15 protein-coding genes are annotated in these 19,126 nt (G+C 69.4%); 9 read left to right on the top strand and 6 right to left on the bottom strand.

Annotation, left to right across the window (positions count from 1 at the left end; all coding sequences use genetic code 11):
• The first annotated feature begins 125 nt into the window (after positions 1 to 125).
• On the top strand, positions 126 to 1,163 hold the full coding sequence (locus tag MLJ35_RS08655) for a hypothetical protein (RefSeq protein WP_243384001.1): 1,038 nt from the start codon (positions 126 to 128) through the stop codon (positions 1,161 to 1,163).
• 33 nt (positions 1,164 to 1,196) lie between these two features.
• Here MLJ35_RS08655 and MLJ35_RS08650 read toward each other — a convergent pair whose 3' ends face one another.
• Complete coding sequence (locus tag MLJ35_RS08650; protein WP_243384000.1) at positions 1,197 to 2,378, bottom strand: S1C family serine protease; 1,182 nt, start codon at positions 2,376 to 2,378, stop codon at positions 1,197 to 1,199.
• Between the two features lie 121 nt (positions 2,379 to 2,499).
• On the opposite strand from MLJ35_RS08650, the gene MLJ35_RS08645 reads away from it, so the two are divergent.
• From MLJ35_RS08645 to MLJ35_RS15920, 3 genes are all read left to right on the top strand, one after another.
• Positions 2,500 to 4,041, top strand: coding sequence for a tetratricopeptide repeat protein (locus MLJ35_RS08645; protein WP_243383999.1), 1,542 nt, complete (start codon positions 2,500 to 2,502; stop codon positions 4,039 to 4,041).
• 73 nt (positions 4,042 to 4,114) lie between these two features.
• Positions 4,115 to 7,528 carry a methylmalonyl-CoA mutase family protein gene (locus MLJ35_RS08640; RefSeq protein WP_243383998.1) on the top strand — a complete coding sequence of 1,138 codons (3,414 nt, stop codon included), beginning with the start codon at positions 4,115 to 4,117 and terminating at the stop codon, positions 7,526 to 7,528.
• Between the two features lie 209 nt (positions 7,529 to 7,737).
• Positions 7,738 to 8,595: a transglycosylase SLT domain-containing protein gene (locus MLJ35_RS15920; protein ID WP_275976455.1), complete on the top strand. Its 858-nt coding sequence runs from the start codon at positions 7,738 to 7,740 to the stop codon at positions 8,593 to 8,595.
• Between the two features lie 66 nt (positions 8,596 to 8,661).
• On the opposite strand, the gene MLJ35_RS08625 is transcribed toward MLJ35_RS15920, so the two are convergent.
• Positions 8,662 to 9,036, bottom strand: coding sequence for an Hpt domain-containing protein (locus MLJ35_RS08625; RefSeq protein ID WP_243383997.1), 375 nt, complete (start codon positions 9,034 to 9,036; stop codon positions 8,662 to 8,664).
• Between the two features lie 85 nt (positions 9,037 to 9,121).
• Between MLJ35_RS08625 and MLJ35_RS08620 the strand changes: the two genes are divergently transcribed.
• The 5 genes from MLJ35_RS08620 (at position 9,122) to MLJ35_RS08600 (ending at position 13,241) form a co-directional block, all read left to right on the top strand.
• Positions 9,122 to 9,595 carry a hypothetical protein gene (locus MLJ35_RS08620; RefSeq protein WP_243383996.1) on the top strand — a complete coding sequence of 158 codons (474 nt, stop codon included), beginning with the start codon at positions 9,122 to 9,124 and terminating at the stop codon, positions 9,593 to 9,595.
• A 147-nt stretch (positions 9,596 to 9,742) separates the two neighbouring features.
• Positions 9,743 to 10,723: a PstS family phosphate ABC transporter substrate-binding protein gene (locus tag MLJ35_RS08615; RefSeq protein WP_243383995.1), complete on the top strand. Its 981-nt coding sequence runs from the start codon at positions 9,743 to 9,745 to the stop codon at positions 10,721 to 10,723.
• 135 nt (positions 10,724 to 10,858) lie between these two features.
• Complete coding sequence (locus MLJ35_RS08610) at positions 10,859 to 11,362, top strand: Spy/CpxP family protein refolding chaperone (protein WP_243383994.1); 504 nt, start codon at positions 10,859 to 10,861, stop codon at positions 11,360 to 11,362.
• Positions 11,363 to 11,388: 26 nt separating this feature from the next.
• Complete coding sequence (locus tag MLJ35_RS08605) at positions 11,389 to 12,534, top strand: sensor histidine kinase (RefSeq protein ID WP_243383993.1); 1,146 nt, start codon at positions 11,389 to 11,391, stop codon at positions 12,532 to 12,534.
• Positions 12,531 to 13,241 (top strand): LytR/AlgR family response regulator transcription factor, encoded by a 711-nt coding sequence (locus MLJ35_RS08600; protein WP_243383992.1) that lies wholly within the window; start codon positions 12,531 to 12,533, stop codon positions 13,239 to 13,241. The genes MLJ35_RS08605 and MLJ35_RS08600 overlap by 4 nt, the downstream gene beginning before the upstream one ends.
• A 46-nt stretch (positions 13,242 to 13,287) precedes the next feature.
• Here the strand turns inward: MLJ35_RS08600 and MLJ35_RS08595 are convergent, their stop codons facing one another.
• From MLJ35_RS08595 to MLJ35_RS08580, 4 genes are all read right to left on the bottom strand, one after another.
• On the bottom strand, positions 13,288 to 14,241 hold the full coding sequence (locus MLJ35_RS08595; RefSeq protein WP_243383991.1) for a hypothetical protein: 954 nt from the start codon (positions 14,239 to 14,241) through the stop codon (positions 13,288 to 13,290).
• 336 nt (positions 14,242 to 14,577) lie between these two features.
• On the bottom strand, positions 14,578 to 14,952 hold the full coding sequence (locus tag MLJ35_RS08590; protein WP_243383990.1) for a RidA family protein: 375 nt from the start codon (positions 14,950 to 14,952) through the stop codon (positions 14,578 to 14,580).
• Positions 14,953 to 14,970: 18 nt separating this feature from the next.
• Positions 14,971 to 15,945, bottom strand: a complete 975-nt coding sequence (locus tag MLJ35_RS08585) for an SWIM zinc finger family protein (RefSeq protein WP_243383989.1) — start codon at positions 15,943 to 15,945, stop codon at positions 14,971 to 14,973.
• Positions 15,942 to 19,067, bottom strand: a complete 3,126-nt coding sequence (locus tag MLJ35_RS08580; protein WP_243383988.1) for a DEAD/DEAH box helicase — start codon at positions 19,065 to 19,067, stop codon at positions 15,942 to 15,944. Before MLJ35_RS08580 ends, MLJ35_RS08585 begins: the two co-directional genes overlap by 4 nt.
• Between the last annotated feature and the right edge of the window lie 59 nt (positions 19,068 to 19,126).

The following is a 19,126-nucleotide window of genomic DNA, read 5'->3' as shown; positions in this document are numbered from 1 at the left end:
AATCCTCCCCATTCCATCCGGACGGGGTGTGACCGCGAGGTGAAATTGATGCACTTAACAACAATTAACATCTCGGGTCGTCGCCGCCGGCGCGGCACACTGGAGGTACGCCTCCAGGACTCGACATGCTGTTCCCGCCCGCTCTCCTCCTCCTGACGCAGTTGCCCGCCGCGCCCGCGCCGGCCAAGCCGGATCCGGTGCCGCCCGCCCGCATCGAGCTCACCACGCCCTTCCCGGTCCACCTGGGCAGCGTGGGCCCGCGCGAGATCCGCGAGGCGGCCTACGGCATCAAGAGCCTCCACGATCGGCCCTTCCACCTGCGGGTGCTGGACCTGTCCCTGGGCCTCAGCCTGGACGAGGCCCAGCTGGCCGCGCCCCTGCAGCCCGGCGAGGTCCGCCTGGTGAAGGTGAAGGTGGATCCCACGGGCCTGGTGGGGCCCGTCAAGGGGGCGGTGCGCCTGGGCACGGACGATCCGGGCCAGCCGAACTACATCCTGCGCTACGACATGATGGTGCGGCCTGAGGTGACGGTGGACGCCGAGCGCAAGAGCTTCGGCGACGTGGCCCCCCACGAGAGCCCCGAACTGGACTTCCGCTTCCGGCGCGAAGGCGGCGACCCGCTGAAGCTGGTGCTGGCCTCGGAGGTTCCGGACTACCTCGACGCGGAACTGCTGCCCGGGGACAGCGGGGAGGACCTGCGGCTGACCCTGCGGCCCCGGCGCCTGAAGCCCGGCGTCACGGCGGGCCTGGAGGTGCTCAAGGTGGCCACCAACGCGCCAAAGCAGCCCCTCTTCACCCTCTACCTGGACTGGCGCATCGCGCTGCCCGTGGTGCCCGAGCCTTCGCGCGTGGTGTTCACGGAGCCGAAGACCACGCTCCTGGCCCTGGAGCTGAAGGCCCGGGACGGGAAGCCCTTCCGGATCCTGAAGACGGAGGTCCAGGGTCGCGGATTCCAGGTGCTGGATGCGCCCGAAGGCGAGGCGGCGCGGCAGGTCCTGCGGATCCGGCGCACCGGGATCACACCGGAGGCCCTGCTGCTGGTCCACTGCGCCAACCTGGACGAGCCTCTCCGGGTGCCCCTGTTCTACCTGGATCCCAAAGCCCGCCCGGCCAAAGGTTCAGTACCGCCGCCGCAGGTCGTGGAGGAGCCCCGCCATCACTAGGACCCGCGTTCATCTGAAGGCGGATTCTCGGGGTCAGATGCTCGTGGGCTCCTTCTTCTTCGAAGTCTTGAGGTTCAGCTTCACCTTGATGACCCGCCCATCACGCAGGACATCGAAGACCACCTCGTCGGCCGGGGACTCGAGCTCCAACATGGCCATGAACTGCCCTTCGTTCTCGATCTGCCTCCCCTGGTAGCCCAGGAGGATGTCGCCCATGGTCTTGACGCGACCTGAGGCGTCCACTTCGAGGGCGCGGAGGCCAGCCCGGCCGGCGGGCGAATCCGGATCCACCACCTTCACGACCAGGCCGCGCGTGATGCCGAAAATTTGTTGGGCCTCGTAGCTGCCCAGAGTCTCGAAGCCCATGCGGGGCGGCTCCAGCCGACCCTTCGCGATCAGCAGGGGCACCACCCGGTTCAGGGTGTCCACGGGGATGGCGAAGCCGATGCCCACGGAGGCCCCCGTGGCGGCGGCGATGGCGGTGTTCATGCCCACCAGGCGCCCGGCGCTGTCCAGGAGCGGCCCGCCGGAGTTGCCGGGATTCACGGCCGCATCCGTTTGGATGACGTTCAGGATATGGGTGTTGTAGCCCGTGCCGATCTCCCGGCCCAGGGCGGAGATGACGCCTCGGGTGAGGGTGTGGTCCAGGCCGAAGGGATTGCCGATGGCCATCACGGCCTGCCCCACCTGGAGGTCGGAGCTGCGCCCGATGGGGATGGGCCGCATGGCGCCGAGGGGCGCGAAGACCTGAAGCACGGAGATGTCGTAGGCGAAGCTGGTGCCGATCACCCGGCCCTTGTAGGTCTTGCCGTCCGCGAGGGTGACCTCCACCTCGTCCACATCGCCGATGCGCTTGCCCTGGTCCTCCACGGTGATGACGTGGTGGTTGGTGACCACGTGCCCCCACTCGTCCCACACGAAGCCGGTGCCCGTGCCCGTGGGGATCTTGGTGATGTCCCGAGTCCGCAGGTCCTGGACCGGGGCGATGGCGGAGACATAGACCACGCTGGGCTTGGCCTCCTTGAAGCGCCGGATGGTGTTCCGTTCCTCGGCGCTGAGGGGAGGACGCTTCGCGACGGCGCGGGGGGCCGCGTGGGCGCGGAAGCGCTGGATGGTGGCCTCCTCGCTGGGTGCCTGGGCCGTCGACTGGGCCATGAGGGGCCAAGCCGCGAGGGTGGCCAGGACCGATAGGAGGCGGCGGGGGCTGGGGTTCATGGCGGCTCCTCGGAGATTATGCGGCTTTGCGGGGATATGGGGCCAAGCGCAGACGTGGGGGTCGCCGAACCACCTTCTTCCTTTGGGGGATCATGAAAAACCCGTAACCTTGAATGACCCGATGCGTGAATCCACCTTCCATCCCCGCCGCCCAGCCCTGGTCCTGGGCCTGCTGTTCCTTGCCATCCTCGGTGCGGGGGGGGGGCTGGCCTGGTGGCTGGCCGCCCGGGGCCTCCGCAGCCCCCTCCGCGTGCTTCTGGTCACGCCGGGCAGCGGGCTGAGCGCGGACCCAGGCCTGGACCCGGGCGCAAGCCTCGACCCTGCCTCCTGCCGGGCCATCGGGGCCCTGGTGCAGGACCACCTGGAGGCCTTCGGTCAGGCGGCCGTCACCAGCGTCACGGAGCTGCCTGCGGACCTGGAGGACCTCCGCACCCAGGCCCAGACCCTGGTGGTGGAGCTGCAGCCCTCCCGGCAGGGAGAGGCGCTGGCGCTTTCCTATCGCTATGTCTGGGGGGATGGTCTGACGAAGGGTGCGCCCCCTGCCTGGAAGCGCGTCCAGGCGCCGCCGCTGAAGCCCGCGGAAGCCTTCGAAGCCTTCCTGGGCGGCTTCCCGAAGCGCATCCGCGTGCCTTCGGCCTCTCCGCTGGTTCCCCGGCAGCCCGCCAGCTTCTGGGACCTGATCCAGGCCGGCGCCTGGCGGCTCAAGAACGAGCACCTGGACGAGGCCCTGGCGCTGGCGGAGCGGTCCGCCGCGACGGAGCCGTCCTGCGCCAGCGCCTGGATCCTCATCGGCAACCTCCGCTACCGGCGCATGTTGAACAACCCGGCGGCCTTCCGCCAGGAGCAGGCGGAGACGGAGAACCTCATCCAACGCGGGTTGGACCTGGCCCCCTATCATCCCAGAGGGCTCTTCCTGCTGTCGCTGCTGAAGGCGGACGGCGGCGATCAGGGCGAGGCCCTGGACCTGCTGATGCAGGCGCGGCGCCGGCAGCCCTACAACCCCACGCTGCTCACCGGCATCGCGTATGCGGCCCGGGGAGCCGGACTCCTACCCCTGGCGCGGCGCGCCATGGAGCTCCGGGACCAGCTGGCCTTCGCCCATCTGCAGCCCCAGGCCGTGGACATCACCTGCCTGTACACCGGGGAGATCCAGCGCTTCGAGGCCAGCCTCCAGGAGCAGCCGGGCCACCTGCGCAGCACCTCCGGGGTGCTGCCCTTCTACCGGGGCTACCTGGCCCTGGTGCTGGGGGACCAGACGAAGGCCCAGCGGGAGTTCAAGGCCGCGGCATCCCTGGCCAACGGCTATCCGAACATCGTCCGCCTGAGCCAGATCTATGACCTGATCCTGGAGGGCCGCAAGGACGAGGCCTGGAAGCGCCTGCGGGAATACGACCAGGAGCGCATCGGCATGCGCGAGCCCGACGGCGAGTTCACCCTCCGGCTGGCCGAGGCCTATGCCCTCATCGGCGACCGGGCCAGCGCCATGGACATGGCGGGACGGGCCTTCGCCCGCGGGTTCGGCTGCACAGCTTGGTATGAGCGCAGCCCCATGCTGGAGCCGCTCCGGGGCCTGCCCAAGTGGAAGGCCCTCCTGCAGCACCTGAAGGAACGGCAGAGCCTCATGGAGGACCGCTTCCCCATCGGCCTGCTCGAGGACAACTGACCTCCAGGTGAACAGCCCTTCGAGAGGGGCGCAGGCCCCGGGTAGACTGAGGGTTCGCCCGATGGGGGGATCCATGTCCACACTCGCCATGCCCGAAGCCGCCCACGCGACGGAGGGCTACACGCCCAAGCACAAGATCCGGTTCGTCACGGCCGCCAGCCTCTTCGACGGCCACGACGCGGCCATCAACATCATGCGGCGCATCATCCAGGCCACGGGCTGCGAGGTGATCCACCTGGGCCACAACCGCTCCGTGCAGGACATCGTGGAGACGGCCATCCAGGAGGATGCCCAGGGCATCGCCCTCTCCAGCTACCAGGGCGGCCACGTGGAGTTCTTCAAGTACATGGTGGACCTGCTGAAGGAGCGGGGCGCCGGCCACATCCAGGTCTTCGGCGGCGGCGGCGGCGTGATCGTCCCCGAGGAGATCCGCGAACTGGAGGCCTACGGGGTGGCCCGCATCTACAGTCCCGAGGACGGCCGTCACATGGGCCTCCAGGGCATGATCGACGACATGGTGGCGCGTTGCGACTTTGATCCGCAGGCCAAGCCCGCGGCGCTGCCGCTGGCGCGGAAGATCACCGAGGTCGAGGCAGGCGGCGCGGGCAGGTTCGAAGAGCCGTCCAAGAGGGTGCCCGTCCTCGGCATCACCGGTACGGGAGGCGCCGGTAAATCGTCCCTCATCGACGAGCTGCTCCGTCGCTTCCTGGTGGATTTCCCCGAGAACCGCGTCGCGGTGCTCAGCGTGGACCCGACCAAGCGCAAGACCGGCGGCGCCCTGTTGGGCGACCGCATCCGCATGAACTCGCTCTACCATCCCCAGCTCCGGGACCGGGTCTTCATGCGCAGCCTGGCCACCCGCGGCGCGGCCCACCGGGCCACCAGCGAGGCCCTGGTGTCCAGCATCGCCGCCGCCAAGGCCGCGGGCTACGACCTGGTCATCGTCGAGACCGCGGGCATCGGCCAGAGCGACAGCGAGATCGCGGACCTGGTGGATCTGTCCATGTACGTGATGACGCCGGAATACGGCGCCGCCAGCCAGCTCGAGAAGATCGACATGCTGGACTTCGCCGACCTCGTCGTGCTCAACAAGGCTGACAAGCGCGGCGCCGAGGATGCCCTGCGGGATGTCCGCAAGCAGTACCAGCGGGCCCACAAGCGCTTCAGCGAGCCCGCCGACGACATGCCGGTCTACGCCACCTGTGCCAGCCAGTTCAACGACCCCGCCACCAACTGGCTCTTCGTGAACCTGGTGAAGGCCCTGGCGGCGAAGACGGGCGTGGCCTGGGCCCCGACGCTGGAGGCCGAACCCGGGAACCCGCGCCGGGCCGCCATCATCCCGCCGGAGCGGGTGCGCTACCTGGCGGAGATCGCCGATGCCGTCCAGGGCTTCAAGGCCTGGGCCCGCCGCCAGGCGGAGACCGCCGAGCTGGCCCACGCCCTCTGGACCAGCCTCCGCGCCCTGGGTGACAAAGTGCCGCCCGCGGGCGGCTTCTACGACGCCGTGCATCTCACGGAGGCGGGCGAGGGGGACCAGGGCACGGCCATCCTGGTGCTGCGCCAGCGCTACCAGGAGCACCTGGGCGAGCTGCATGCCGAGAGCCGGCGCCTCATCCACGACTGGGCCGAGCTGAAGCGCAGCTACACGGAACCCGAGAACGTCTATGTGGTTCGGGGCAAGGAGATCCGGACCCAGAACTACACGATGTCCCTCAGCGGCTCCCTGGTGCCCAAGGTGGCCCTGCCGCCCTTCTCGGGCTGGGGCGAGTTGCTGCGCTGGCAGCTGCTGGAGAACCTGCCGGGCCGCTTCCCGTACACGGCGGGGGTGTTCGAGTACAAGCGCGTGGGCGAGGATCCCACCCGCATGTTCGCCGGCGAGGGCACGCCCGAGCGCACCAACAAGCGCTTCCACTACGTCAGCAAGGGCCAGCCGGCCGTGCGCCTGAGCACCGCCTTCGACAGCGTGACCCTCTACGGGGAGGACCCCCACGTCCGCCCCGACATCTACGGCAAGATCGGCAACAGCGGCGTCTCCGTCTGCACGGTGGACGACGCCAAGAAGCTCTATTCCGGCTTCGACCTGCTTTGCCCCACCACCAGCGTGAGCATGACCATCAACGGGCCCGCGCCAACCATGCTGGCCTTCTTCCTCAACGCCGCCATCGACCAGCGGGCCGAGGTGTGGCTGAAGGAACACGGACAGCTGGAGACGGCCCAGAAGAAGATTGACGCGCTGTACGCAGCCAAGGGCATGACTCGCCCCCGCTATGGCGAAACACTGCCCGAGGGCAACGACGGCCTGGGCCTGGCGCTCCTGGGCGCCACCGCCGACGAGGTGCTGCCACCGGAGGTCTATGCCAAGCTCCGCGCCGAGGCCCTCCAGACCGTGCGCGGCACCGTGCAGGCCGACATCCTCAAGGAGGACCAGGCCCAGAACACCTGCATCTTCAGCACGGAGTTCAGCCTCAAGGTCATGGGCGACATCCAGCAGACCTTCATCGAGGAGAAGGTCCGCAACTTCTACTCCGTGAGCATCAGCGGCTACCACATCGCCGAGGCCGGGGCGAACCCCATCAGCCAGCTGGCCTTCACCCTGGCCAACGGCTTCACCTTCGTCGAGTACTACCTCTCCCGCGGCATGCACATCGACGACTTCGCGCCGAACCTCAGCTTCTTCTTCAGCAACGGCCTCGATCCCGAGTACAGCGTCATCGGCCGCGTGGCCCGCCGCATCTGGGCCGTGGCCATGAAGGAGAAGTACGGCGCCAACGACCGCAGCCAGAAGCTGAAGTACCACATCCAGACCTCGGGCCGGTCGCTCCACGCCCAGGAGATCGACTTCAACGACATCCGCACCACGCTGCAGGCCCTCTACGCCATCTATGACAACTGCAACAGCCTGCACACCAACGCCTATGACGAGGCCATCACCACGCCCACCGAGGAGAGCGTGCGCCGGGCCATCGCCATCCAGCTCATCATCAACCGCGAGCTGGGCGAGGCGAAGAACGAGAACCCGCTCCAGGGCTCCTTCCTCATCGAGCAGCTGACGGAGCTGGTGGAGGAGGCCGTGCTGGCGGAGTTCCGCCGCATCGCGGACCGCGGCGGCGTGCTGGGCGCCATGGAGACCATGTACCAGCGCGGCAAGATCCAGGAAGAGTCCATGCACTACGAGCACCTCAAGCACAGCGGGGAGCTGCCCATCGTGGGCGTGAACACCTTCCTGAACCCCAAGCCCGCCGAGCTGGGCGCGCCCGAGCTGATCCGCAGCACCGAGGCCGAGAAGCAGCAGCAGATCCGCAACCTCGAGGCCTTCCACGCCCGCAACGCCGACCGTGCGCCCGCGGCCCTGGCCCGACTCAAGGAGGTCGCCCAGGCCCGCGGCAACCTCTTCCTGGCCCTGCTGGACGCCGCCAAGGTCTGCAGCCTCGGCCAGATCAGCAGCGCCCTCTACGAGGTGGGCGGGCAGTACCGGAGAAACATGTAAGCGACCGCCGGGTGACGGAGCAGGCTGCGGGGCAGCCTGCGAAGTCGGGATCCGGCGAGAAGCTTATGCCACACGACCGTCGGGTGACGGAGCAGGCTGCGGGGCAGCCTGCGAAGTCGGGATCCGGCGAGGAGCTTATGCCAGGAGACCGAGAATGCCCGCCCCCCAAAGCGGGCTTGTCGATTTCCGTGCACGTATCATGGAGTTCGATGGTCCGCCCGATCCTCATCCTCCCCTTCGCCCTCCTGGCGCCAGCCCTGATGCTTGGCGCCGGGGCGCCGAAGGCTTCCAGGGGAGCGAAGCCCGGCGTCACCTACCTCTACACCTACTACGACAAGCAGGGCCGCCTGGTGATCAACAACCTGCCGCCCAGCTACGTCAAGAGCCAGGGCCTGGTGCTCAAGCATGTAGGTGTGGGCAAGGTGCGTCTTGCGGTGACCTCCGCGGAGATGGCGAAGGCGCTCCGGAGCCCCGAGCTCATCGCGCTGGTGGACGAGATCGCGCAGGCGGAGGGCGTGGACATCCACCTGGCCCGGGCCATCATCCAGGCCGAGAGCGCCTTCAACTACAAGGCCCGATCGAAGGCAGGGGCCCTGGGGCTCATGCAGCTCATGCCCTCCACGGCGGAGCGCTTCGGGGTGCTCGATCCCTTCGATCCCCGCCAGAACATCAGCGGCGGCGTGAAGTACCTGAAGTGGCTCCACGGCTACTACGAGGGCGACCTGAACAAGGTGGTGGCGGCCTACAACGCCGGCGAGGGCGCCGTGAACCGCTACAAGGGCATCCCCCCCTTCCGCGAGACCCGGGCCTATGTGCCCAAGGTGCTGGACCTCTACCAGCGCAAGGCCGTCCAGCCCGATCCGAAGCTGGCGGGCAGCATGGCCCTGCTCAAGAAGGGTCGCGGCGGATTCAAGGTGGATGAAGAGAAGACCGTATCCGAGCCCACGGTCCAGCAGCGGGCCGCCACGCGCATCTACCAGTGGACCGACGCCACGGGCCGCGTGCAGATCAGCGATCAGCCGCCGCCCAAGGGCACCGTCGGCGTGAAGTCTTTCGGGGAGCCTTGAAGCCCCGCCTGCCTGCCCCTGACCCTACGTCTGGCCCTACGCCTAACCCTTCGTCTGATCCTGCGCTTAGCCTTGCCTGGCCTGGCCCTCGCGCACGTAGGCCTCCAGGGCCGCGAGGCTTTCCCGGAACAGGGATTCCAGGCGGGGGCGCAGATCGGGGCCGGCCTCCACAGAGCCTTTGCGACCCAGCGCCTCCAGGTCCGCCGCCAGGGCCCGAAGCGCCTTGGCGCCCAGGGCGCCGGCCCCGCCCTTGAGGGCGTGCGAGGCCCGGGAAAAAGCTTCGGCATCGTCCTGGCCTGCCGCCGCGAGGATGTCCTCGATGCGCCCCTGGGTATCGTCCCGGAAGATGCCGATCATCTCGACCACCAGCCCATGCTGGCCGTCGTCCAGCTCCACCAGATTCTGGAGCGTCGTCAGATCGAGCAGGTCCGATAGGGCCACAGGAACTCCTGCCCTCATGCTGAACCAGGGGAGGCCCATCCGTCCAATGGGATGCGTCCGGAGGCGGCGGTAGTAGGCTGGGGTCATGACCGAAGCTGTGCCCATGTCTGCGGCGGAAACCGCCCTGTCCCTGCTGTTCCGCAAGCTCCACCCGCACCTGGAGGACGCGGCCCATGCCCTGGCCCGCGGTGCCGCCCGCCGGGACCTGGAGCGGCTGCATCTCAAGCTCCTCGCGGCGCGGTTGAAGACCGTGGCGCTCCTGGAGGCGGAGCTCGAAGGGCTGGCCGAGGACGCCCCCTTGGCAGAGGTGCTGGAGACCCTGGCCGCCAATCTCACCCCCGTAGGGGAAAGCTACCGCCAGAGCCTGATCCTCACCCAGCTCTGCCTGGAGGAGGCTCCGGCGGACCTGCTGCCCCACGCCCCGGAAGGCTGCGTGCCCGGCTCGACCTGGGGTCCTCGCATGGCGGAGTTCATGACCCGCCTGGAGGATCCCGCCTTCCAGGCCCACCGGCGGTGGGAGGGCATCGAGGAGGACATCGGGGAAACCGAGGAAGGGTGATCGCCGGTCTGCGGTCCCGGTCTGGCTTGGTAAAAAGCCAAAAGAATAATCATGAAATACAGTAAGCTGGAGCTTTCCGGGGCCTTGCCAGGACCCTACAAGTCGTCTTGCTTCATGAGTTCCGTGTTTGCCTAGGCAGGAGTTTCCGTGCGCTCGTTCTTCTTCGCCATCGCCACCAGCACCCTGCTTCTCGGCCAGGGGGTGGCCCAGCACGCCTCCAAGCTGGATCCAGGCCTGTCCTCCTATGCCGCCACCCAGAACGTGAACGCGACCATCGAAAGCGTCGGGGCCGACTCCCTCACGGATGTCTGGGAGGAGTGGAAGACCGGATTCCGGGCGGTGCAGCCCCAGGTGCAGTTCCGGGTCGTCAACGGCCTGTCCACCACCGCCGTGAAGGCGCTGATGGACGGCACGGTCCCCATGATTCACATGGCCCGGGAGCTCACCCTCGACGAGCACCAGGCCTTCGAGAAGAAGTTCGGCTATGCGCCCACCAAGCTGGTGGTCTGCTACGACGCCTTCATCGTCTTCGTGAACGCCGGCAACCCCATCAAGGACATCGGGATGGACCAGCTGGACGCGGCCTTCTCCACCACCCGCAACGCCGGCTACCACAAGGACTCGGCCGTGGACGCCTGGGGTGATCTGGGCGTTCGGGGCGACTACGCCAAGCGCCCCATCCACCTCTACATGCGCGCGGAGGGCACGGCCTCGCGCTCGGCCATCCGCGACCTGGTGCTCCTGAAGGGCAAGTACAAGACCACCGTGCATGACGAGGTGGACTGGCCGAGCATCGCGGAGGCCGTGATGACCGACGCCAACGGTCTCGGGATCGCCACGCTCTCCAACTGGCTGTCGCGGAACAAGACGCTGGCGGTGACGCCCCTGCAGGCCAAGGACCCGGTGCCGCCCACCCAGGAGAATGTGGTGTCGGGCAAGTACCCCCTGTCCCGGACCTACTACTTCTACCTGAACCGGGCTCCGGGCAAGGCCCTCGCGCCGGCCCTCTCCGAGTTCCTGCAGTTCGTCCTGTCCCGCCAGGGCCAGACGGCCGTGACGCAGGCCTCCCTCTACCCGCTGCCCGCGGAGATCGCCCAGCTCTACCGGAAGCGGCTGCGGAGCAACTGAGCGCCGTTCGACCCCCCGAAGCTGCGATTCGGCCCCCTGCGTCTGCCATTCGCGAACCCGGCTCCACCTTTCCCCTGTGGTGGGCATCTCCTGGTGTGGACGGATGATCCGTCCCCGACCCTCCAGGAGCTTCCCATGATCTCCCATCCCTTCCGATTCACCACGCTCGCCGCCGCCGTGCTGGTTCTCGGCGTCTCTCTGGCCGCCCAGGGCCGGGGCCCAGGCTTCGGACCCGGATTTGCGTCTGGCCGGGGCCTCAGGGCCCTCCACCTCACCGAGGCCCAGCAGACCCAGGTGAAGGCCATCCATGAGCGCCACCAGGCGGCCATCCAGGCCAAGGTGGAAGCCGCCCAGGCCGCCCGCCAGGCCCTGCGGGAGGCCATGGCCAACGCCGGCACCGATGCCAAGACGCTCCAGGCCCTGCACGAGAAGGCCTCCGCCGCCCAGTTCGCCGTGATGCTGGAGCACCGCGCCGTGCGGCAGGAGATCGTCCCTCTGCTGACGCCCGAGCAGAAGGCCCAGTTCGAGAAGATGCCCCAAGGTCCCGGCATGGGGCCCGGCATGGGACGCGGCGCCGGCATGGGGCCCCGTCACGGCCGCGGCCCGGGGATGAACCCCGACTGTCCGATGGGGAAGTGACCGGCCAGCCGCTATCCTGACCAGCGATGCGCGCCTCTGCGGTCCTCCAGGCCACCTGGCAGCGGACGCGGCGCCCCCGGACCTGGGGCGCCGCGCTGCTGTTCGGCCTCGCCTGGAACGGCGCGAGGCTGCTCCTGGGATGGCCCGGTCCGGATCTCCTGGACCTGCTGGCGCCCTCGCTGTGGGTGGTCCTCTTCCTGGTGCTCGCGCCGCTGCCCTGGCAGTGGAGCGGGGACGAGGCGCCCATGGCCAGTCCCCCGCGCGGGGCGGTCCAGGCCCTTCCCTGGATGGCGGCCCTCACCCTGGTGGCGCTGCTGGCCCTGACAGCCGCGGGCGCCTCGCCCATGCCCATGGGCCGGGGGCCGGGGGCCGGGCCGGGCCGGGGCATGGGCATGATGGAGCACGGCGGCCCCCGCCGGGGCCCCGGTCCGATGCCCGGCTCGATGATGGGACCGGGCACCGAAAGGCATGGGTTCCCCATCCATCCTCGCTTCTGGGCCCTCGGCGTCGCGCACCTCTGCTTCGGCCTCCTGCTGGGCTGGGTGCTGGCGGATCGCGAGCGCGCCGAGTTCCAGGAGGCGGCCGCACGCCGCGCGGCGAAGGAGGCCCAGACCCGTGCCCTTCAGGGTCAGATGAACCCGCACGTGCTCTTCAACGCCATCAGCGGGCTCACGGAGCTGGTGCGCGAGGATCCGGCGGCTGCGGAAGCCGCGCTGGTGAACCTGTCGGACCTGTTGAGGGCCCTGCTGGATCAGGGCTCTCGCCTGCGGGTCCCCCTGGGCGACGAGCGCCGCCTGGTGGAGCGGCACCTGGCCTTGGAGCGCATCCGCCTGGGCCGGCGCCTCCGTGAGCGCTGGGACTGGCCCGCCGGGCTGGACGCTACGGAGGTTCCGCCGCTCATGATCCAGCCCCTGGTCGAGAACGCCCTGAAGCACGGCGTGTCGAAGGCCGTCGGGGGCGGCGAGCTGGAGGTCGTGGTGCGCGGCGAGGGGACCCGTCTCCACATCCGCGTGGCCAACACCGGCCCGGCGCCGGACGGCGAGGGGAAGGGCGTGGGGCTGGCGAACCTGCGGGAACGCCTGGATCTGCTGGGGGCAGGACCGGAGGCTCTGCGACTGCGCCGGGAGGGCGACTGGACCATCGCCGAGCTGGACCTGGAGGTGGCGCCGTGAAGCCGCTGCGCGTGCTCGTGGCCGAGGACGAGCCCTTCAACCTGAAGCGCCTTTCACGGCTGCTGCGTGAGGCGGGCTGCGAGGTGGTGGCCGAGCTCGAGGACGGCCCCTCCGTGCTGGCCTGGCTGGACCGCGGCGAGGCCGTGGACGCCCTCTTCATGGACATCCAGATGCCCGGCCTCACGGGCCTGGACGTGTCCGCCGACCTGCCCCGGGACCTCCCCGTGGTGTTCGTGACGGCCTACGCCGAGCATGCCGTGAAGGCCTTCGACCAGGCCGCGGCGGACTACCTGCTCAAGCCCGTCACCGCCGAGCGGCTCGGCACCACCCTCCAGCGCCTGCGGACGCGGCTGGAGCGGGAGGGCCCCCGCCCGGGCGGGCCCTTCCGCTTCCCCGTGCGTGCGGGGGACGGCCTGGTGCTCGTGGACCTGGCCAAGACCACCCACTTCGCCTTCGAGGAGGAGGCCGTGTGGGCTTACGCCGGAGATCGCCTGCGCACCACCTGGAAGACCCTCGCCGAGGCGGAGACGGCCCTGGGTCCCCGGGTGGTGCGCGGCCACCGGCACCTGCTCATCCGGCCCGAAGCCGTGGTGGGCGTTCGCATCGGCGACTCCGGCCGCCTCCTCGTGCGCCTTGCCGGAGGCGCCGAAGTGGAGGTCAGCCGCGGGGCAGCGCCGGGACTGAAGGTGCGACTGGGGCTCGCCTAGCTGGAGAAGAGCACTTGATCCACCCGGTGGATTTGGGCGGAGAAGTTCATTTTTCATGCTTCTCGGAGACGAGCCGGAAGGATCCTGCCGGCTCGATGGGCAACAGGGTCCAGCCTGGGGCCAGTTCCAGTATCCAACCTGGTCCTGTCAGTGGATTGGCCTTCGGGTCCGCGGGGGCTGAGACGCGAGTCTCGGACCAGTCCGCGGCCCGCAGGCTGCCCCCCGTCACTTCGAGCCTTCCCCAGGCTCCGAGATAAGTCGCCGTGGGGTGGAAAACAGACCCGCCATCAAGGTTTTCTGTATTGCTGGGATTGAACTGGACACGAAAGGGACCTGGCACCCTCAGGATAGGCCCCTTGAGAAGCGGGACTGTGACGAGTGCGAGCCGTTGCTGCCTGACCTTCTCCTCGGCCACCTCGCGATGGCGCAGCTCAGCCCCTCCCAATCCGGCGGCAGCTGTTTCAGCATCGCCGAAGCCCGCCGCCGGGAGGCGGTAAGCCTCTTGAAGAAGGGCGGAGAGATCCGTGGTCCGACGCAGACGCCTCACCCATCCGGGCGCGACGCCGTCCAGAAGAAGCCCATAGGCGGGACCGGACACGTAGGCAAAGCTCCTGGCAAAGGGGCCCGTGGCATTCCTGAGTTTGGTCAGGACCATGCTTTTGGCTCCCGCAGCATGGATCCCGGTGTATTCCGCCAGCCCTTCTGCCAGCTCCAAGCTGCGTTCCGTTTTAGTAGCATCGCGGAAAAGAGACTGTCTGTGGGTCCGGCAGGCCAGGGCGGCGGCGACCCAATGGCGACGAGAACCGCCCCGGGCTTCCAGGGCCCGGGCTAATGCCCTCCATTCCAACTGGAGCCAGTATCTCCCTTCCAATTTATCCAGGTGCCCATTGGGAAGATCCTGGACATCCAAGCCAAGGCTCGGTTGGATGCGATGCCAGGACTCGTGAAGGAGGAGAACCCGGCGTTCCAAAGCCTGCTCCGGGAGGGGAAGAAGGATCATGCTCCAGCGCTTCCCGGCCCATTCCATGGCCGTGTTGGCCACTATCACACTCTTGGGGAGCGTTCCGACAAAGTGGTCGTCTTGGTGGCGCAGTTGGTTCTCTCCGTCCGCCTCCGAGGCCCAAACATTGCGGGTGTCAGGATTGACCAGGAGGAGCGGTCCAGCCAGGCTCCGGCCCCAGGTGTGACCTCCCTCTGCGGCCCAAACCTGCCGCGCCTCATTGAGGATCTTGGTGGGACTGATGGGGCCCGTAGGTTGAGCGGTCAGAACCGAAGAGAGCGTCAGGAGCGATACCCACCCGGGACGCCGAACATGGCGGGCCATGGAAGCAACCAACTACACTTCGGCGATCAGCTCGATCTCAACCTTGGCGCCACGTGGCAGCGCGGCCACGGCGACGGTGCTGCGGGCGGGCTTGGCGGCGCCCAGGGCCTTCTCGTAGACGGCGTTGAAGGCCGCGAAATCGCCCATGTCCGTGAGGAAGACCGTCGTCTTCACCACCCGGTCCCAGCCGGTGTTGGCGGCGGCGAGCACGGCGCTGAGGTTCTTCAGCACCTGCTCGGCCTGGGCCTCGATGGGGCCGGTGACCATCTCCATGGTTTCCGGGACGAGGGGGATCTGGCCGGAGGTGAACAGGTGGCCGCCGGAGATCTGGGCCTGGCTGTAGGGGCCGATGGCGGCGGGGGCGTTCGACGTGGAGATGGCGCGCATGGGAACTCCTGGAACAGACTATTGTCCTTGTTTTTTGCCCCAGCGCCGCTTCTTGTGGCGCCAGTTCCGGCCGGCCTTGGCCGGGGGCGGAAGGGGCGTGTCGAAGGGCGAGGCGGGCTGCTCGGGCTCGCCCTCGCCTTCCCCGTCGTCGAGGCGGCGGGGGCCTTCCTCGATCTGCTGCAGCACCCACTGGGCCGTGCGATGCATGAGGGCCGCCAGGCAGAGGCTGGTCTCGATGCGGGCGTGGGGCAGGGGGCCCAGCTGGGTGAATACGGATGGATCGGGCGGGATCACGCGCGGGATGGCGATCTCGGGAAGGGGCATGGGCAGGGCGTCATAGGCCTCCTCGGGGAGGTGCCGCCACGGCTCGGGCTGGGCCTGCTCCCGCTTGAGGAGATCCGCCACCGTCGTCTGCTTCTTGGGAGGTCGGCCCCGCTTCTTGGGGGCGGCCACGGCGGCGGCCTCCAGGGCGGCCTGGAGGGCCTGCATCACCTCGTCGCGGCTCTTCCCGCGCAGGTCGAAGAGCAGCCAGGGGTCCCGATCCAGGGCCTCGGCCATCACGTAGCAGACGGCGGCCACGTGCTTGCAGGGGTTGGCCCAGTCCGGGCAATCGCAGTGGGTCTGCAGCTCTTTCGGCACGCGGGGATAGAGGCTGGCGCCGGCTTCCCGGAAGGTCTCGTCGAGTCCCTGGGGCATCTCGCCGGCCAGCAGGGATGCCACGAAACGGCTCTCCTGAGCGATGCGGGCGAGGGCCTTCTCCCATTGGGCGGCGGTGAGGGCCGGGAGGCCCAGGGTCACGTTGTAGGTCTTGCGGCCATGGACCCGGGCCTGGATCTCGCCCGGCTGCACGCTGAAGTGCGACACGTGGCCGTCCTCGGCGTACTTCTTGCCGCGGGGCAGGCGGTTCTCGTAGTCGTCCCCGAGCTTCTCGAGGCCCTGGATCCAGAGGCGGCCCCACCAGGTGGTGCCGAAGCGGTCGGCGTGGCTGATCATGGCGCCACCTCCTTCGCCTTGCGGCGGACCGGCCTGGGGGCCTGGTCCTCCCCGCCGCCTTCATCGGCATCCATGAGCTCGGCGTCGGGATCCAGCGCCACCAGGCGGCGCAGGGCGTCGTCGTCCAGCTCCGTGAGCCAGCCTTCGCCCGTGCCCACCACGCGGTCCGCGAGGTCGCGCTTGGATTCCAGCAGGGCGTCGATCTTCTCCTCCAGGGTGCCGATGGTGACGAGCTTGTGGACCTGCACGTTCTTGGTCTGGCCGATGCGGTAGGTGCGGTCCGTGGCCTGGTCCTCCACGGCCGGGTTCCACCAGCGGTCGAAGTGGAAGACATGGGTGGCCGCCGTGAGGTTGAGGCCCACGCCGCCGGCCTTGAGGCTCAGCAGCAGCACCGGCGAGGAGTCGGGATCCTCCTGGAAGCTGCGCACCAGCTCGTCGCGGCCCTCCCGCGTGGTGCCGCCATGGAGGAAGGGCGGCTCGAAGCCCAGGGCGTCCTGCAGGTGGATCTGCAGGCGGTCGCCCATCTCCTTGAACTGCGTGAAGACGAGGGCGCGCTCGCCGGCCTCGACGACCTCCTCGAGCATCTCCGTGAGGCGGTCCAGCTTGCCGCTTCGGCCGCGGTAGGGCCCCTGGGCCTTCAGGAACTGGCTGGGGTGGTTGCAGATCTGCTTGAGGTGGGTGAGCAGGGCCAGGATGCGGCCCCGGCGTTCGATGCCGCTGGCGGCGGTCAGCTCCTCGTCCATCTTCTCGACGCGGTACTGGTAGAGCTCCGCCTGCTCGCGGCTGAGGGTCGTGAAGACCTTCATCTCCTGCTTGTCCGGCAGGTCCTGGATGATGGCGCGGTCGCTCTTGAGGCGACGCAGGATGAAGGGGCCGATGCGCTGGCGCAGCTCCTGGGCGGCGTCGGGATCCCGGTACTTCTCGATGGGCGTGGCGAAGCCCTCCTTGAAGTGGGACTCGCTGCCCAGGTAGCCGGGCAGGGCGGCGCTGAGGATGGACCAGAGCTCCGTGAGCCGGTTCTCGATGGGCGTGCCCGTGAGGGCCAGGCGGAAGCTGCCCCGCAGGCGCCGGACGGCCTTGGCCTGGGCCGAGCCCTCGTTCTTGATGGCCTGGGCCTCGTCCACCACCACCATGCCCCAGGCGCGGGCGGAGAACGTGTCCTCCTCGCGGCGCACCACGCCGTACGTCGTGAGCACGAGGGTGTGGGGCTTGAAGGTGCCGGGCAGCGGGTCGCGGTTGTTGCCGTGGTGGACGAAGACCGGCAGGCTGGGCGCGAACTTGGCCAGCTCGCGCTCCCAGTTGCCCAGCAGGGAGGTCGGGCAGACCAGGAGTGTCGCCGGTCCGTGCTGGGGGCTCTGCTCCTGGCGGTGCAGCAGCAGGGCCAGCACCTGGATCGTCTTGCCCAGGCCCATGTCGTCGGCCAGGATGCCGCCCAGGCCCAGGCGCGACAGGCCCTCCAGCCAGGCCAGGCCGCGCAGCTGGTAGGGGCGCAGCTGGCCCTGGAAGCTGGCGGGCTGGGTGATGGGCTTGTCGGGGAGGATCTTCAGGTCCTCCAGGGCGGCGCCGAAGTCGCCGGCCACCTCCACCTCGATGGCCTCGCTCACGCCGGGGATGCGGGCCGTTCCGGTGAGGGCCGCGGCCAGGGCCTCGCCCTTGGTCATGCTTTCGAAGCCGGCGCCCCGGCTGGCCTGGAGGACCGTGGAGATCTGCTTGAGGGTCTCGGGATCCAGGGCCACCCACTTGCCCTTCCAGGCCACCAGCGGGTGCTTGAGGCTCGCCATCTGGGCGAAGTCCTCCACGCTGAGGGCGTCGTCGCCCAGCATGAGCGACCAGTCGGCGCTGACGCTGCCCTCCAGGCCCACCTGGGTGGCGGGGGCCGATTCGATGACGCTGCGGGCGCCCAGGCGCACCTTGGCGCGCAGCCGCTTGGCGCCGCCGAAGTCCGCCAGGGCCTCGGGGATGTGGACGAGGAAGCCGGCCTCCTTCAGCTGGGCCGCGCCCCGGGTCAGGAAGCTCCAGGCCTCGGTGGGGCGCAGCAGCAGGTCCTCGGGGCGCTGGCCCGAGAGGGCCCGCTCCAGGGCGGGGAAGAAGGGCACGGCGCGGGCCAGGCCCCGCAGGAGGACCTGGCGCGCCTGGAGCACCTCGGGCTCGGTACTGGGCTCCCAGAGCTTGGCGACGCCGATGTCCACGCCCGCTTCGGTCTCCAGGCCCACCTTCAGGATCCATCCCTCCTCCACGAGCCGGTCCGCCTCCTGCACGGCCTGGCTGTGGGTGGGCACGGGCGGGGCCTCCAGGGCCAAGCGGGGCCGCAGCCACTGGGGGCGGGCGCCCTCGCTCCACTGGGCCAGCTGCTCGCCCAGGGTGCGCTCGGTGATGCCGATGGTGGGGAACTCCGGCAGCTGGTGGGACAGGGCCACCATGAGCCGCTCGTCCCAGGGCAGGCGGTCCCGCTTGTGGCCCCGGAGCCGGTGGATGAGGCCCAGGCGGGGATCATCGCCGGCCCGCAGGCCGCCGGCCACGAAGCGCATGATGAAGTCCGCCCCGTCCTCCAGGAAGGCCGACAGCACGGCGTCCACGGAGGGCGGCATGGCGAGGTCGTCCTCGATGTCGAAGGCGTCCAGCTCGCCCAGGGCCACGGTCTTGGTGAAGGCCCAGGTGTCATTCTCGGGGAAGGCCAGGGCCGCGGGGGGCATGGCCTCTGCCAGCTGGCGCAGGGCGGTGCGGTCCGAGGGGCTGGTGAGGCTCACGCCCCAGCGGGCCTTCCAGGGGTTCCCGCGGGTGTCCAGCTGGGGCAGCAGGGCGCCGCGGACCACCAGGGACTGGAGCAGGCGCAGGGCCGTGGCCCAGTAGCGCAGGGTGGGGCCGGCGTGGGCCGGGCGGAGGGCCAGGGAGGAAAGCCAGGGGTAGGCCCGCTGCCAGCGGAGGGGCACCGCGTGCATCTCCACCAGGGCGGCGTCCGGCAGGAAGATCTGGGCCTTGGCGGGGGTGAGCCGCTCGCGGCCCTGCAGCTCGCCCGGGAGGGTCCGGAGGGCGCGCGCCCATTCGGCGGGTTCCACCGCCTCGGGCATGCAGAGCAGGAAGCCGCGATCCTGGGGGCGGTACTGGAGGAAGGGGTTCAGCATGAAGAGACGGACCCTAGATATCGGACGGCGCGCGCGCCGGCCGATGTAGGCTTGGGGCT

This window comes from Geothrix alkalitolerans, assembly GCF_022808885.1.
In the GTDB taxonomy this organism is placed as follows: domain Bacteria; phylum Acidobacteriota; class Holophagae; order Holophagales; family Holophagaceae; genus Geothrix; species Geothrix alkalitolerans.
The sequence above is the reverse complement of the archived record's forward strand: the minus strand, read 5'-3'. Positions and strand labels throughout refer to the sequence as shown.